The organism is Agrobacterium pusense (assembly GCF_900102105.1).
Taxonomy (GTDB): domain Bacteria; phylum Pseudomonadota; class Alphaproteobacteria; order Rhizobiales; family Rhizobiaceae; genus Agrobacterium; species Agrobacterium pusense.
Map to the genome: position 1 here is coordinate 37,104 of NZ_FNBB01000016.1, position 14,066 is coordinate 51,169.

At 58.3% G+C, this 14,066-nt stretch carries 14 protein-coding genes and 1 tRNA gene; 4 read left to right on the forward strand and 11 right to left on the reverse strand.

All coding sequences use genetic code 11. The features are described from left to right. Nucleotides 1–95 precede the first annotated feature (95 nt). The 7 genes from BLU28_RS24020 to cpdR form a co-directional block, all read right to left on the reverse strand. Nucleotides 96–1,094, reverse strand: coding sequence for an aldo/keto reductase (locus tag BLU28_RS24020; RefSeq protein WP_022563308.1), 999 nt, complete (start codon nucleotides 1,092–1,094; stop codon nucleotides 96–98). After that, nucleotides 1,091–2,065 (reverse strand): sugar-binding transcriptional regulator, encoded by a 975-nt coding sequence (locus BLU28_RS24025; RefSeq protein ID WP_022563307.1) that lies wholly within the window; start codon nucleotides 2,063–2,065, stop codon nucleotides 1,091–1,093. Before BLU28_RS24025 ends, BLU28_RS24020 begins: the two co-directional genes overlap by 4 nt. A 41-nt stretch (nucleotides 2,066–2,106) precedes the next feature. Further along, nucleotides 2,107–3,108 carry an ABC transporter permease gene (locus tag BLU28_RS24030; RefSeq protein WP_004437313.1) on the reverse strand — a complete coding sequence of 334 codons (1,002 nt, stop codon included), beginning with the start codon at nucleotides 3,106–3,108 and terminating at the stop codon, nucleotides 2,107–2,109. Nucleotides 3,109–3,120: 12 nt separating this feature from the next. After that, the gene (locus BLU28_RS24035) at nucleotides 3,121–4,641 is read right to left on the reverse strand and encodes a sugar ABC transporter ATP-binding protein (RefSeq protein WP_022563306.1); all 1,521 of its coding nucleotides are present in this window, start codon (nucleotides 4,639–4,641) and stop codon (nucleotides 3,121–3,123) included. A 69-nt stretch (nucleotides 4,642–4,710) separates the two neighbouring features. Continuing rightward, nucleotides 4,711–5,724 carry a substrate-binding domain-containing protein gene (locus tag BLU28_RS24040; RefSeq protein ID WP_004437310.1) on the reverse strand — a complete coding sequence of 338 codons (1,014 nt, stop codon included), beginning with the start codon at nucleotides 5,722–5,724 and terminating at the stop codon, nucleotides 4,711–4,713. 285 nt (nucleotides 5,725–6,009) lie between these two features. After that, nucleotides 6,010–6,084: transfer RNA gene (locus BLU28_RS24045), tRNA-Val, on the reverse strand. Between the two features lie 81 nt (nucleotides 6,085–6,165). Continuing rightward, nucleotides 6,166–6,528: a cell cycle two-component system response regulator CpdR gene (gene cpdR, locus BLU28_RS24050; RefSeq protein WP_003497910.1), complete on the reverse strand. Its 363-nt coding sequence runs from the start codon at nucleotides 6,526–6,528 to the stop codon at nucleotides 6,166–6,168. A gap of 181 nt (nucleotides 6,529–6,709) precedes the next feature. On the opposite strand from cpdR, the gene BLU28_RS24055 reads away from it, so the two are divergent. Further along, complete coding sequence (locus tag BLU28_RS24055; RefSeq protein WP_022563305.1) at nucleotides 6,710–7,594, forward strand: N-formylglutamate amidohydrolase; 885 nt, start codon at nucleotides 6,710–6,712, stop codon at nucleotides 7,592–7,594. Nucleotides 7,595–7,907: 313 nt separating this feature from the next. Then, nucleotides 7,908–8,684, forward strand: a complete 777-nt coding sequence (hisN, locus tag BLU28_RS24060; protein WP_022563303.1) for a histidinol-phosphatase — start codon at nucleotides 7,908–7,910, stop codon at nucleotides 8,682–8,684. A 21-nt stretch (nucleotides 8,685–8,705) separates the two neighbouring features. Here the strand turns inward: hisN and BLU28_RS24065 are convergent, their stop codons facing one another. Both BLU28_RS24065 and BLU28_RS26450 read right to left on the reverse strand, forming a co-directional pair. Beyond that, nucleotides 8,706–9,647 carry an alpha/beta fold hydrolase gene (locus BLU28_RS24065; protein WP_077987507.1) on the reverse strand — a complete coding sequence of 314 codons (942 nt, stop codon included), beginning with the start codon at nucleotides 9,645–9,647 and terminating at the stop codon, nucleotides 8,706–8,708. Continuing rightward, entirely contained in the window at nucleotides 9,644–9,793 is a 150-nt protein-coding gene (locus tag BLU28_RS26450; protein WP_162471999.1) for a hypothetical protein, read from the reverse strand. The genes BLU28_RS24065 and BLU28_RS26450 overlap by 4 nt, the downstream gene beginning before the upstream one ends. 223 nt (nucleotides 9,794–10,016) lie before the next feature. Between BLU28_RS26450 and hspL the strand changes: the two genes are divergently transcribed. After that, nucleotides 10,017–10,499 (forward strand): heat shock protein HspL, encoded by a 483-nt coding sequence (gene hspL, locus BLU28_RS24070; protein ID WP_004437287.1) that lies wholly within the window; start codon nucleotides 10,017–10,019, stop codon nucleotides 10,497–10,499. 62 nt (nucleotides 10,500–10,561) lie between these two features. Here hspL and BLU28_RS24075 read toward each other — a convergent pair whose 3' ends face one another. Continuing rightward, the gene (locus tag BLU28_RS24075; RefSeq protein ID WP_022563300.1) at nucleotides 10,562–11,581 is read right to left on the reverse strand and encodes a bile acid:sodium symporter family protein; all 1,020 of its coding nucleotides are present in this window, start codon (nucleotides 11,579–11,581) and stop codon (nucleotides 10,562–10,564) included. A gap of 98 nt (nucleotides 11,582–11,679) precedes the next feature. Between BLU28_RS24075 and BLU28_RS24080 the strand changes: the two genes are divergently transcribed. Continuing rightward, nucleotides 11,680–12,540, forward strand: coding sequence for a LysR family transcriptional regulator (locus tag BLU28_RS24080; RefSeq protein WP_022563298.1), 861 nt, complete (start codon nucleotides 11,680–11,682; stop codon nucleotides 12,538–12,540). A 6-nt stretch (nucleotides 12,541–12,546) separates the two neighbouring features. Here the strand turns inward: BLU28_RS24080 and glpK are convergent, their stop codons facing one another. Continuing rightward, complete coding sequence (gene glpK, locus BLU28_RS24085; protein WP_022563297.1) at nucleotides 12,547–14,046, reverse strand: glycerol kinase GlpK; 1,500 nt, start codon at nucleotides 14,044–14,046, stop codon at nucleotides 12,547–12,549. Nucleotides 14,047–14,066 lie beyond the last annotated feature (20 nt).

The following is a 14,066-nucleotide window of genomic DNA, read 5'->3' on the forward strand; positions in this document are numbered from 1 at the left end:
ATGACCAGCGTCCCAATGTTGTTGAACGTTAAGCGACGTGAGAAAGGGAACGAAATTATGCGATGTGCGCCTGAAACCCCGTTCCAGCTACATAATCAGGTATCGAGACCCACGAGATGCTCCGCGATACCAGTGCTGATGAGCGCCAACTCACTCTCTGTGAGGCGAAGACGCGCGGCGGCGGCGTTTTCAACCGCCTGAGCCGGATCGCGTGCGCCACACAGCGAGAATGTTATACCCGGCTGGGCAATCGTCCAGGCAATCACCACCTGTGCCACTGAGGCGGAATGGGCGGCCGCCACCGGTTTCAGCACGCCCATCAAACGCGCGATCTTTTCACGGTTGGCCTGGCTGAACCGCGGATTGCCATGGCGCTGGTCATCTTCCGCAAAAACCCGCTCCGGCCCGACCTTGCCCGAGAGGAGACCGAGCGCCAGCGACGAATAGCTGAGAACCGAGACGGCATTCCCCCGGCAAACGGGTAGGAGCGTCGTCTCGATATCGCGCTTTACCATGGAATATTCTTCCTGAATGGCATCCAGCGCCCCGGTGGCGATATAGGCTTCCAGATCGGCCTGCGAGACGTTGCTTGCCCCGATCGAACGGATCTTCCCCTCTTCCTTCAGCCGCACCAAAGCCCCGACTGTCTCGGCAATCGGCGTCGTGGCATCCTGCCAATGGGTGACGTAGTGGTCGATATAATCTGTCCCAAGCCGTTTCAGGCTCTCTTCGACCTCGTACCGGATGGATGCGGCGCCGAGATAACGATGAACCGGCTTGCCATCCTGATGGAAGAAATAAGCGCCCTCATTCACATGCCACACAAGCCCGCATTTGGTGACCAGCACCACCTTGTCGCGTCTGCCGGCAATTGCCTTGCCAACGATTGTTTCGGCAAGCCCCATGCCATAGGCTGGCGCAGTATCGATGAGGGAAATCCCCGCATCGATGGAGGCCTGGATGGCTGCTATGGACTGCCGCTCGTCGGTGCCGCCCCACATCCAGCCACCGATGGCCCAGGTTCCAAGCCCCACGGCAGATGAGTTGATACCGCTTTTGCCTATCGTCCGGGTCAATATTGCGTTGTCCGTCACGAGGTTTCCCCTCCTTCATGATCCAATAAGTAGCCGGCTATCGCTTCATCCACGACCAGCGAGGTCAGATAGTGGCCGGCAAGCGTGGCCGCCACCGGGCCGGCCTTGATGGCGCCTGCTGCGACACCGATGATGTTTGGGCACCGGGCAAGCTGCCCGGGGTCCAGCGCCACCACGCGCGAGTTGAGATCGATCCGGGCAAGCTGCCCGTCCGCCATGGTGAGGTGGGCGAGAAACTCGCCGGCAATGCCGGCATCCACCAGCGCCTGTCCGCCACGGGCGGCATCCGGCAGAAGATCGTAATAGCCAGAGCCTGGCGCCTCCACCGAACCAATGCCGACCAGCGCCACCTGCGCCTGACGCGCCAGGTCGAAAACCTCACGGATCGATGCAACATTCATGAGGAGATCGCGCTGTTCCTCGTCTTCGGCGAATAACGGTGCGTGCAGCAGCGAGGCGCTGCCGCCAAGTTTTTCCGCCAGTTGCGTGGCGAGATGATTGACATCGGTGTAATGCTTGCCCTGCACCCCGCCGGTGAGCGGCACTACCCGCACATCGAAACGGCGCTCCGCCTGCAGATTGTCGACAACCGCACTCACCGCCTTGCCGCCCGTAATCGCGATCACATCGCCGTCGCGGATCGTTTCCAGCAAATGGTTTGCGGCCACCCGCCCGACCATTTGCAAGGCTGTTTCCGGATTGTCCGATACCGTTGGCGTAACGACGGATTGTTTAAGGCCAAACCGGCGGGTGACCTCGTTTTCAAGGTCCACAAGCCGCTGATAAGGACTGGAGATGCTGATCTTCACCATGCCCGCCTTGCGGCCGGCCGCGATCATGCGGTTCACCTTGGTGTGGGAAAGGTTGAGCCGCTCGGCGATTTCGGACTGTTTCACCCCTTCGATGAAATGCAGCACCAGGACGGAATACATCTGCCTCTGTTGATCGAAATCGTCCTTGATATCCAGCATGATCGTCTTTCTCCAGTTACCTTCGGGCGAGCGGACGGCGCTCAACGGCGGCGCCTGACCAGATAGTGGTCGAACAGTACCGCAGCCAGCAAGATGCTGCCCCTGATGATGTCCTGCCAGTAGACAGACACATTGAGCAAGGCAAGCGAACTGGAAACCACCGAGAGAAGGATGGCTCCCAGGATCGCGCCAAGAATCGTACCCGAACCGCCCGAAAGGCTGGCGCCGCCGATGACCGCGGCCGCAATGACGTTGAGTTCCATGCCGATGCCGAAGCTTGGCTGGGCAGAACCGAAGCGCGCCATGTAGATAACACCTGCAACACCGCAAAGCATCGAACAAAGCGTTGTGGTGGCGAAGACCACGCGGCCGACACGGATGCCGGAATAGGCCGCGGCCTTGGGATTGCTGCCGGTGTAAAAAACCTTGCGGAAAGCAGTCGTGCGCCGCAGCAGCAGATCGAAAGAAACGACCACCACCATAAATATGATCAGCACCAGCGGAATGCCGCCAATCACACCCTGACCGATGAACTTGAATTCCGGCGGCAGGGAGTAGAGCCCGAGCGGCCGCCCGCCGGTCGCCAGCAGGCAAACACCGCGCGCAATGACCATGACGCCCAGCGACACGATGAAATGATGCAGACCGATGACCGTGGTCAGAAATCCCATGACCATACCGACCAATGTCGTCAGGCAGATTGCCAACCCCGCCGCCACCCAGGGGTCGACGCCGTTGAGGAAAAGCCAGCCGGCTGCCACCATCGCGAGCGCCGTAACGGATCCCACCGAAAGATCGATGCCACCAGAGATCAGAAGAATCGTCATGCCCACCACGACGATGCTTTCGATAGCGAAGACCATGGCCATGGCCCGCAGATTGTCCACGGTCAGGAAGTACGGCGAGATGAAGGACATCACGGCAAAAAGCGCGAGAATGATTACGATCAGCCCGGTTTCCCGCGCCTTGAGCGCCGGCTCCCACCACGCTGTCCGGCGAACCGCCGTCCCGGCAAGGCTTGAAGGTGTTTCCGATGTTGCCATTTTCCCGCTCCCTCAGGCTTCCGCCGCATTCTGCACAATATTGATCGACGCGAGCTGCATGATCTTCTCCTCCGTCATGTCGTCCCCCTCGACCTCGCCGGTGATGCGCCCCTCGCGCACGACAAGCACACGATCGCTGACGCCGATGAGTTCCGGCAGTTCGGAGGAGATGACGACCACGCCAACCCCCTCACGCGCCAGTTCCCGGATCTGGCGGTGGATTTCCGCCTTGGCACCCACATCCACCCCCCGTGTCGGCTCATCCAGAAAGATGACCTTCGGTTCCACCGACAGCATCTTCGCCAGCGCCACCTTCTGCTGGTTGCCGCCGCTCAGGGTCGAGACGGAATCACCGACGCTGTTCGCCCGCAGTTTCAGCCGGCGCCCCAGCTCATCTGCGCGCTTCATCTCTTTGCGCCGTTCGATGAAACCCATGCCATTCGATATCCTGCCAATGTCGAGCGCGGAGACATTGGCGGCGATCGACATGTTCAGGAACAGCCCATCCCCCTTGCGGTCCTCGGAAAGATAAACGATCCCTTCCCGGATGCTGTCACGATAGTCTTTCAGGCCAAGCCGGCGGCCACGTAACATAACCTCGCCTGTCGGCTTGCCCTCCAGCCGGCAGACCGCCCGCGCGATCTCGCTTCTTCCCGCACCGATCAGTCCAGCCAACCCCAGGATTTCACCCCGATGCAGATCGAAACCGACATCGAAAACGCGCTTTCCTTCATTCAGACCCCGAACAGAGAGAATGACGTCGTCAGACTTCTCATCATCCGAGAGCTTCGGCGGGTAGAGCTTGTCGAGTACCCGTCCCACCATGCTGTTAACGACTTCCTCAGGGGAGATATCAGCAATATTCTCCGTCCTGATATGGCAACCGTCGCGCATGACGGTGATGCGGTCGCAATGTTCGAAAATCTCCGCCATGCGATGCGAAATATAGATGATGGCAATGCCGCGCTCGGCCAGCCGGTGCATGATCCGGAAAAGTGTCTGGGCTTCGGTCTCTGTCAGCGCTGCCGTTGGCTCATCGAGGATCAGGATGCGGCAATCCAGCGTCAACGCCTTGGCAATCTCAACGATCTGCTGCTGCGAAATCGAAAGGCCGCCCGCGCGGCTGGCGGGATCGATGTCGCCGATCTCCCGCAGTACTGCTGCCGCCCGCTTTTCCAGGTCGCGGTAATTCATGAACCAGGAACGGCTTCGACCGGTCTCTGACATAAACATGTTTTCGGCAACCGAAATATCAGGGCAAAGAGCGATCTCCTGATGCACGAAACCGATGCCGAGCCGGTTCGCCACATTAGGCGAGGATATCTTGACCGGCTTGCCATCCAGCAGGATCTCCCCTCCATCGGGCTGCAGAATGCCGTCAATGATATGCATCAGCGTCGACTTTCCGGCACCGTTTTCCCCGGCCAGCGCGTGGATTTCGCCGCGCCGCAGGTCAAGTGCAGCACTCCGCAGCGCCTTTACGGGCCCGAATGCCTTATGAATATTCGTCATGCTGAGGATGACCTCACCCATAACGCCCTCCCGAACCGGCTTTCCACATGGCCGGCGAGGCGTAAACCTCGCCGGGTCCAGATCGACGCCTCAGCGCCCCTTCATATATTCGTTGAGATCGAAGGAGGCGGCGTTCGCCTTGGTGATGACGGCAAAACCATTGTCCATCGAAGGCACCTGCATCGGGTTGAAGCCGGAGACCTTGTAGTCGTTGAACGGGTCGATCAGGTCCGAATGAGCACCGAGAAACGTGTTCATGAAACCCATGAAGCCCTGAACCCCCTGATTGGGATTGATGGCCATATAGATATTACCCTGCTTGATGTGTTCCAGCGTTGCCGGCGTGATATCCGCATGCAGGATCAGGACCTTCTTTTTTGCCTCGAGAACGGCGGTCGTCGCACCTTCAGCCGAACCGGCCTCAGGGATCCACAATGCACCGAGATTGGGATTGGCCTGCAGTAGTGCGGCGGTTGCCTGATAAGCGACGTTTGCATCCTGGTTGGTCGCTTGCCGGCCAACGAGCTTCATCTGCGGATAAGTCCGCCCCATATAGTCTATGAGGGCGGTAACGCGCAGATCATGGTTGCTTTGGCCCGGATTTTCCAGAACGGCATATTCGCCTTTTTCACCAAGCTTCTTGACGATTTCGTCAGCCGCAAACTTCGCCTCTGCGACATTGTCCGAGGTAATATAGGCGGTGCGCTTCGACTTCGGAGAATCGGCGGCGAAGGTGGTCACGGATACACCTGAGGCGATCGCCTTGTTGATCGGCTCGATGAAAGGATCGGCCTGCATCGGGTGCAGGAGAACGCCTTTCGGCTTCTTCACCAGCTCCTGCTCGAAGGACGCGATCTGCTTTGTGATGTCATATTCCGGCGTGCCGGTGAAAACAGCTTCGCAGCCGAGCGCCTTGGCGGCCTGCTTGAACCCTTCAAATACCGGAACCCAATAGGGATGGCTGGAAACCATGACATTCATCACATAGGTTTCGCCGGGTTCACAGGCAAACTTGCCTGCGGCGGCGGCCGGCGAACCGGCGCCAGCCGCAAGCGCCACGGCCAATACACCCGCAGCGACGGTCGATTTCAGAAAAGCCAACATATTCCCCTCCCAAGGATAATGACTTGTCGCGCAATAAATTTTAGTCTCTGTAATTTATTGCATACTGATGGCATAGCTGGAAAAACTGGAGACGTCAACGGCATTGAATTTTATTTTTCAATTCGAAATTTATTGCAAACATACCCCGCCACCGCAGTGACTTGAAGCTCATGCGCAGGAGAAAGCCAGCAGCGACAGAAATCGCTTCCGAGGAAAAAGGGCTTGGCTGAAGGAGAAACGAAAAATGGGTTTCTGACTGCTCAGAAACCCTTTTATGAATTCGGATGGTGGGCGTGACAGGGATTGAACCTGTGACCCCTACGATGTCAACGTAGTGCTCTCCCGCTGAGCTACACGCCCTCCGTGGCGGCGGATAGACCACAAAACCGGTTCATGCGTCAACTGCTTTTTTTCGGTTTTGTGAAGGTTTTTTGAGAGGCCTTACGCCACAAGGAGTTTGTTGACCTCATCCACCAGATCGCGCAGATGGAACGGCTTGGAAAGCACCTTGGCGTCCTTCGGAGCCTTCGAATCGGCATTCAGCGCAACCGCTGCAAAGCCGGTGATGAACATGACTTTCAGGTCCGGGTCGAGTTCGGTCGCGCGTCGTGCAAGCTCGATACCGTCCATTTCGGGCATGACGATATCGGTGAGCAGAAGGGAAAAGGGCTCCTCGCGCAGCCGGTCGTAAGCGCTTGCGCCATTGTCGAAGGAAGAAACCTTGTAACCGGCTTTTTCCAGCGCCTTGACGAGGAAGCGGCGCATATCGTTATCGTCTTCAGCGAGAAGAATTTTCTGATTCATGGTTAAGTGACCGTAACTGCTCAATGTTTGGAATACCCTAGCGCGATTATAGGATTTTCACGGTAAATATCCTGTGAACACGTGAATCGGTATAGCGCTACTTGGGCGACAGTATGGACTTGCCGCACCGTAACTGGCAACATGAACCTCCTGATAGTTTGCGACATGGTAAATGGCCTGAATGGACTGGGTAACAGGTGAATATGAGCTGTTCGAAGTAACGGAACCTGCCGTTCAAACCCTGCCATTCGTCTATAATTCCCCCCATAGCGGCCGCTGCTATCCCATCTCCTTCCTAGAATCGGCGCGGCTCGATTCGCATGACATCCGTCGCTCCGAGGACCACTTCGTCGACGAGCTTTTCGGCGCCGCCCCAGAGATTGGCGCGCCGCTGTTGAAAGCGAATTTTCCGCGCGCCTATCTCGACGTCAATCGAGAGCCCTATGAGCTCGATCCCCGCATGTTCGAGGGCACCTTGCCGCCCTACGCCAATATCGGCTCCATGCGGGTTGCAGGCGGCCTTGGAACCGTGCCGCGTATCGTTGCGGAAAACATGGATATTTATGCCCATCGCCTGCCGGTGGATGAAGCCCTCTCCCGTATCGAGACCATCTACAAACCCTACCACGCATGTCTGCGTCGCCTGCTGTCCCGCACGCACGCACATTTTGGCATGGCGGTGCTGATCGATTGTCATTCGATGCCCGGTAATATCCGGGTCACCGGGTCAAACCTCAGACCTGATATTATTATCGGCGACCGCTACGGCACCAGCGCCTCCCAGGAAGTCTCGCGTGCGGCCCTACATTTCCTCGAAGAACTTGGCTTCGTCGCCGTCTGCAACAAGCCCTATGCCGGCGGCTTCATTACCGAACATTACGGCCGTCCCATACGCTCGCTTCACGCGCTGCAGATAGAGGTCAACCGGTCGCTTTATGTCGATGAAAAAACGCTTTTGAAGAAAGGCGATTTCCCCGCCATTCAGGCTTCGCTGGAAATATTCATGCGCCAGCTCGGGGCTTTCGTGTCGGAATATGCGATCGAAACTTCGCTTGCCGCCGAATAGCACAGCCAAGCTTCTCAATTAAATCGTTCGCCCCTTGCCTGGCTGTGCGCCGGGCAAAAAAAACCGCGCCTTGGCGCGGTCAAGTCTAGGGAGGAAACACCCAAGGAGGGTATTTACAGTCAAAGACTGTAGGATCACGCTACGCAGTAATTGCACAATTGTCAATCATTTTATTTTTTGCATGTTTTTTGTGCTTTTGCCGAAAATATGGAAACCGCGGCTTCGTCACCATACGAGTGGACGGCGGAGGTGATTCCGGTCTATGCATTTCGCCACACAATTGAGGCCATCAATTCACGCAATGAGGTTTCGCATGCTGCCCGACCGGAATTTCTTCTTCGAACTCGCTGATGCGGCCAGCGCCGAAACGCTTCCCCGCTTTCGCACGGGCGTTGCCGTTACCAACAAGCAGGATGGCGGCTATGATCCGGTGACGGAAGGCGATCAAGCGGCCGAAAGCGCCATTCGTGCGCTCATCGAGGCTCGTTTTCCCCAGCACGGCATCCTCGGGGAAGAACATGGCAATGTCGGTCTCGACCGCGAGCATGTCTGGGTCATCGACCCCATTGACGGCACACGCGCCTTCATTTCCGGCGTGCCCGTATGGGGAACTCTGATCGGCTTCCAGTCTGCCGGCCGCGCCACGATGGGCATGATGGACCAGCCCTTCACCAGGGAGCGTTACTTTGCCGACGGCACCTCCGCCTGGTATTTCGGACCCGAGGGCGAACGAACCATCCGCACGCGTGACTGCGCTTCGTTATCGGACGCAATACTTTTTACCACAACACCTCATATTTTCACCGCCGAGGAAAAGCCCTTCTACGAAAAGGTGCAGGATCAGGTCCGCCTTTTCCGCTACGGCGTGGATTGTTACGCCTATTGCCTGCTGGCCGCGGGTCATGTCGATCTCGTCATTGAATCCGGCCTGAAGCCCTACGATGTGGGCGCACTTATTCCGGTCATCAAGCAGGCCGGCGGCATCATCACCACATGGGATGGCGGACGTCCTGAAAATGGCGGCCGCATTCTGGCCGCCGGCTCCAGATCCGTACACGAACAGGCGCTTGCCATTCTCTCCAGACTATAGACCTGCCCTGCAAGGCGGCCATCACTCCGGCGCGAAAAACGCGTCGATGGCGGCCAGTGCCTGCTTGCGGAAAACATCCCGCTCATGCAGCAGTTCATGACGCGCGCCGGTGATGGGAAGAAGCTGCGCTGCCCGGAAATTGCGCGACAGCTCTTCCTGCGCCTTATAGGGCGTTATCGTGTCCAGCATGGGCGCCAGAATAAGGGTAGGAATGGTTATATTCGTCAGATGATCCTGACGGGTCACTCGGCCCATGGTCTTCAATGCCTCATAGACCCAGCGGGCCGTTGGCGCGCCAATGAACAGTTCCGGAAACTGCCTGTGCAGCGAGAGATTCCTTGCGAAACGTTTTGCGTCCGAGGTTAGCGGATTGCCGTCAAAATCCCGTTCGCGCTGGTCCCTGCCAAGCTGAACTTTTCCCAGGCCGGCAAGGCTCAAAGCCGTGGCGACCAGCCGGATAACGGATGACGGGACGGATTGCTGACTGTCGAGTTCTATGAAGGGCGAACAAAGCGCCAGCCGATCAATCCTGTTCGCGAGCCCGGGCGCTGCGGCAAGCGCGGCAAGCGCGCCGGTAGAATGTGCAATCATGAAGAACGGCAGCCTCGTATCCGGAAGCACCACCTGTTCCAGAAAAAGGCTGATGTCGTGCTGATAATCGGAAAAGCGCCGCACGTGCCCGGCACCCGGCCTTTTGAGCAGCCGTTCGGAACCGCCCTGCCCGCGCGTATCGAACGTCGCGACCCAGAAGCCCATGGCCGTCAGACCGGCCACTGTTTCAAAATATTTTTCGATACATTCGTTTCTGCCATGCAGCAGAACCACCGTTCCGCGGGCAACATGACGATGGGTCCGAAAGATCGCATAGCGGAGCTGTTTGCCGCCATGGCCAGAAAAATATCCAACCACATGGCTGTCGGGAACCGGATTGTCTTCACTGGCGCGCAATGTGGCTTCGATCATCGGTCTTTTTCCGGCTTTTCAACTCTTTTCGGATAGGTCGGCGGCGCGGGAAGGTCAAAGAAAAAATTGCCGGAACCGTCGGTTAAAGCAGTCGCGGTTCCGGCGAGTAAGACAGAAGAAGAAGGGACGTTATTGCTTCTGTCCACGGAGAATGTCTCCGATGACTGGAGTTTTATGGCTCTCAAACTGAACGATGCCGGAACCGGATGTTCAGACATGGTTCATGTTGCATCCACCCCTTGACGCCGCGCGACGCCATTCCCATCTCCTTCATGCGGTCGCCAAAGCGGGGCCGCGCCAAATGTCCGACCGTCGCCAGAATGGGATGGCGGACTTAACCGCAAACAGTCGCTTCTTAAGGAGGACACCATGCGTCACGTTGATTTTTCCCCTCTCTATCGTTCCACCGTGGGCTTCGACCGTCTTTTTTCGATGCTTGACGGCCTCGGCCAGCCTGAGCAGGCCCAGTCCTATCCGCCCTACAATATCGAGCGGACCGGTGAGAATACCTATCGCATCACCATGGCGGTTGCCGGTTTCGATGAAAATGAACTCAGCATCGAATCCCGCGCCAATGCGCTGACCGTGAAAGCCGAGAAAGCCACGGATGAGAAGACGACGGAAGGCGAATTTCTGTATCGCGGCATCGCCACGCGCGCCTTCGAACGCCGCTTCCAGCTTGCCGACCACGTAGAAGTGCAGACCGCTTCCCTGAAGAATGGCCTGCTTCACATCGATCTCGTTCGCAATATTCCGGAAGCCATGAAGCCGCGCCGCATTGCGATCTCGTCCGACAGCGCCGATGCGCCGAAGACCATCGAAGCCCAGGTTACCCCGGCTCAGGTTAACTAAGTATTCCACATGCAAGACAGACGGCCCCCTTGAGGGGCCGTTTTTGTTGGCGGGAGCGCGTTTTATCGAGCGGAGGCTGCGGCGCCTTCTGCCGCAGCCGCTTCGGCTATCGCTGCCTTTTCATGGGCCTTGCGGGCATAACGCTGGGCAAGGACAGCGCAGACCATCAACTGGATCTGATGAAAGAGCATGATCGGTAAAACGATGGCACCGATGCTCTGGCCGGCGAAGATCGCGCCGGCCATGGGCACGCCGCTGGCGAGGCTCTTTTTCGAGCCGCAGAAGGTGATGGTGATCTCATCGGCCTTGTCAAAACCCAATAGCCGGCTGCCGAACATCGTTACACATAGGACAAGCGCCAGCAGCAGGATATTGATGACGATGACCACACCGATATCCCGGAGCGAAAACGTGTGCCATATGCCCTCGATGACCGCATCGGAAAAGGCGAGATAAACGACCATCAGGATGGAGCCGCGATCGACCGGAGAAAGCAATTTCTTGCGCGCCCTTATCCAGTCACCAATCCAGGGCTGCAGGACCTGACCGACGATGAAAGGCAGAAGCAGCTGCAGGAAGATTTGCAGGAAAGCATCCAGCGAAAATCCGCCGCCATGGCCGCCGACCGTGAACAGCAGGCCAACCAGCAACGGCGTCAGGAACATGCCGAAAATATTCGAAGCCGAGGCTGAACAAATCGCCGCCGGCACGTTTCCGCCCGCCATTGACGTGAAGGCGATGGATGACTGCACGGTGGATGGCAGCACACAGAGAAACAGCACGCCCATATAGAGCGGTGCCGGCAGGATGCTTTCGGGAATGAAGCCTATCGCCACACCGAGAAGCGGGAAAAGGCCGAAGGTCACGAGCAGGATCGCCAGATGCAGACGCCAGTGCAGGATGCCCGCAATCACCACATCCCGCGAAAGCCGCGCGCCGTGCAGGAAGAACAGCAGAGCGATCGCGAGTTTTGTCGCAAGCCCGAAATATTCTGCCGGCTCGCCGCTGATCGGCAGGATGGAAGCCAGAATTACGGTGGCCACCAGCATCATGGTGAAACGGTCGGGCAGGAAGCGGGTCATGGGAGGTCTTTCCGGCAGCGGTTTTGCTTGAAACGCGCGCCACTATCGCTCATCATGATTTCGGATGCAAAGATTAACAGTTATCATGATTTGAGATAATGCTGAACCTTCAACATCTTGCCAGTTTCGTCATGCTCCAGCAAACCGGCAGTTTTACCCTTGCTGCCGAACGGCTCGGCATTGGCCAATCCACTGTCAGCCAGCATATTCAGAGGCTTGAAGCCTCCCTTGGCCGCCGATTGATCGCACGCAACACCCATCAGGTAAAACTGACCGGCGAGGGTGAGGCATTACTCGGTTACGCTCGCAACATGCTTGAAATCGATAGCAAGGTCTCTTCGCTCTTCAGCGAAAGCCGCCTGCGCGGTCGGCTGCGGCTTGGTGTGTCGGAAGATTTTGTCGCCAGTCGCCTTACGACCATTCTGGAGGAATTCATTCGGCTTTATCCGCTGGTTGACCTTGAACTAACGGTCTCGCTGAGCGGTGTGCTTTACCAGATGCAGGACAATGGCGAACTTGACGTGGTGTTGGCCAAGCGTCGTCTTGGCGACAAGCTTGGTCATTTCCTTTATCGCGAACCGCTCGTCTGGCTGGCGCGCGATCCTGAGCGGATGCTGAACCAGCCGGATGCGCTCCCGCTGATTGCCTTTCCGCCGCCGAGCATCACCCGGAGGGCGGCGCAGGAGGCACTGGACCGGGCCGGTCTCGCCTGGCGGATCGTCTGCACCTGCGGCAGTCTCAGTGGACTAACCGCCGCAGCAAGGGCGGGCATGGGCATTCTGGTGCAGCCGCGCAGCATGGCGCCGGCTGGTCTGAAGGAGATTGCCGCAGGCGTGCTGCCGCTGCTGGAAGACGTTGAATTTGTGCTTCAACCGAGCAAGGGCGCGGAGGCGGAGCTGGTGCGCGCCCTTTCCGATCTCGTTTACAGCAAGAGCATCGCACCCGGCAGTTTCGTGTAACCGGCCTTAATTGTCCCGTTTCGAGAGGCAACGGCCGACGCTGTCGCGCCAGCCTGCGATGGCGTTCTTCCGCTCGCTCTCTTCCATCTCGGGGCTGAAGCGGCGGTCGCGCCGCCAATGGTCGGCGAAGGCCTTGCGGTCCGGCCAGATACCGGCACGTGAGGCCGCAAGCCAGGCGGCACCAAGGATTGTCGTCTCGAGAAACACCGGTCTATCGACGGGCGCGGCGAGAATATCCGCCAGCCGCTGCATCGTCCAATCGGAGGCGACCATGCCGCCGTCGACCCTCAGCACCGTCTTGCCATTGTCACCCGCCCAGTCCTTGCGCATCGCATCCAGCAGATCGAACGTCTGATAGGCAACGCTTTCGAGCGCCGCGCGGGCAAATTCCGCCGGGCCCGTCCCGCGTGTGAGGCCGAAGATCGCACCCCGCGCTTCGGCATCCCAATAAGGCGCGCCAAGACCGGTAAAGGCAGGCACGAGATAAACGCGCTGTTTCGGATCGGCCTTTTCGGCAAGCGCGCTGACTTCTGATGCAACCGAGATGAAACCAAGCTCGTCACGCAGCCACTGCACCGCCGCCCCGGCGATGAAGATAGAGCCTTCCAGCGCATAGGTCGTCACGCCGCCGAGGCGATAAGCAATCGTCGTCAGCAGCCGGTTTGTGGAGGCCACCCGGTCTGTGCCCGTATTGAGAAGTGCGAAGCAACCGGTGCCGTAGGTCGATTTCATCATGCCCGGCTCGAAGCAGGCATTGCCGATCACCGCCGCCTGCTGGTCGCCCGCAACGCCGAGGATCGGAATTTCCGCGCCCAGAAGCGACTTGTCAGTTACGCCGAAATCGGCGGCGCAATCCAGAACCTCCGGCAGCATGGCGCGGGGGATGTCGAGGATGGACAGGAGCTCATCATCCCAGACATTGTCTTCGATATTGTAGATCAGCGTTCGCGAGGCGTTGGTGGCGTCGGTCACGTGCCGGCGGCCGCCGGTGAGACGGTAGATCAGGAAACTGTCGACGGTACCGAAGCAGATTTCTCCCTTGCCCGCCCTTTCGCGAAGACCGCCGACGCTGTCCAAGAGCCATTTCAGCTTCGTGCCGGAAAAATATGGATCGAGCAGCAGTCCGGTCTTTTTAGAGAAGAGCGGTTCCAGCCCCCTTCTTTTCAAATCCTCGCAGACCGGGGCGGCACGGCGATCCTGCCAGACCACGGCGCGGTGCACCGCTTCGCCGGTGTTGCGGTCCCACAGCACCGTCGTTTCCCGCTGATTGGTGATGCCTATCGCCTCTATATCGGTTGCGGCGATGCCGGCATCGGCAAGTGCAAGTCGGATGGTTTCAAGCACACTTTTCCAGATGTCTTCGGCATCGTGTTCGACCCAGCCGGAGGCAGGAAAATGCTGCGGAAATTCTCGCTGCCCGACACCGATGACCCGCATGTCGCGATCAAAGACCATCGACCTTGTCGATGTCGTGCCCTGATCGATCGCCAGAATATAACCGCCCATTATGTCACTCCCTTTCAAAC

Bases quoted from the DNA above. Each gene is read 5' to 3' on its own strand.
- BLU28_RS24025 (WP_022563307.1), bottom strand. From the start codon at position 2,065: ATGCTGGATATCAAGGACGATTTCGATCAACAGAGGCAGATGTATTCC.
- BLU28_RS24030 (WP_004437313.1), bottom strand. From the start codon at position 3,108: ATGGCAACATCGGAAACACCTTCAAGCCTTGCCGGGACGGCGGTTCGC.
- BLU28_RS24035 (WP_022563306.1), bottom strand. From the start codon at position 4,641: ATGGGTGAGGTCATCCTCAGCATGACGAATATTCATAAGGCATTCGGG.
- BLU28_RS24040 (WP_004437310.1), bottom strand. From the start codon at position 5,724: ATGTTGGCTTTTCTGAAATCGACCGTCGCTGCGGGTGTATTGGCCGTG.
- cpdR (WP_003497910.1), bottom strand. From the start codon at position 6,528: ATGAATCAGAAAATTCTTCTCGCTGAAGACGATAACGATATGCGCCGC.
- BLU28_RS24055 (WP_022563305.1), top strand. From the start codon at position 6,710: ATGGACTGGGTAACAGGTGAATATGAGCTGTTCGAAGTAACGGAACCT.
- hisN (WP_022563303.1), top strand. From the start codon at position 7,908: ATGCTGCCCGACCGGAATTTCTTCTTCGAACTCGCTGATGCGGCCAGC.
- BLU28_RS24065 (WP_077987507.1), bottom strand. From the start codon at position 9,647: ATGATCGAAGCCACATTGCGCGCCAGTGAAGACAATCCGGTTCCCGAC.
- hspL (WP_004437287.1), top strand. From the start codon at position 10,017: ATGCGTCACGTTGATTTTTCCCCTCTCTATCGTTCCACCGTGGGCTTC.
- BLU28_RS24075 (WP_022563300.1), bottom strand. From the start codon at position 11,581: ATGACCCGCTTCCTGCCCGACCGTTTCACCATGATGCTGGTGGCCACC.
- BLU28_RS24080 (WP_022563298.1), top strand. From the start codon at position 11,680: ATGCTGAACCTTCAACATCTTGCCAGTTTCGTCATGCTCCAGCAAACC.
- glpK (WP_022563297.1), bottom strand. From the start codon at position 14,046: ATGGGCGGTTATATTCTGGCGATCGATCAGGGCACGACATCGACAAGG.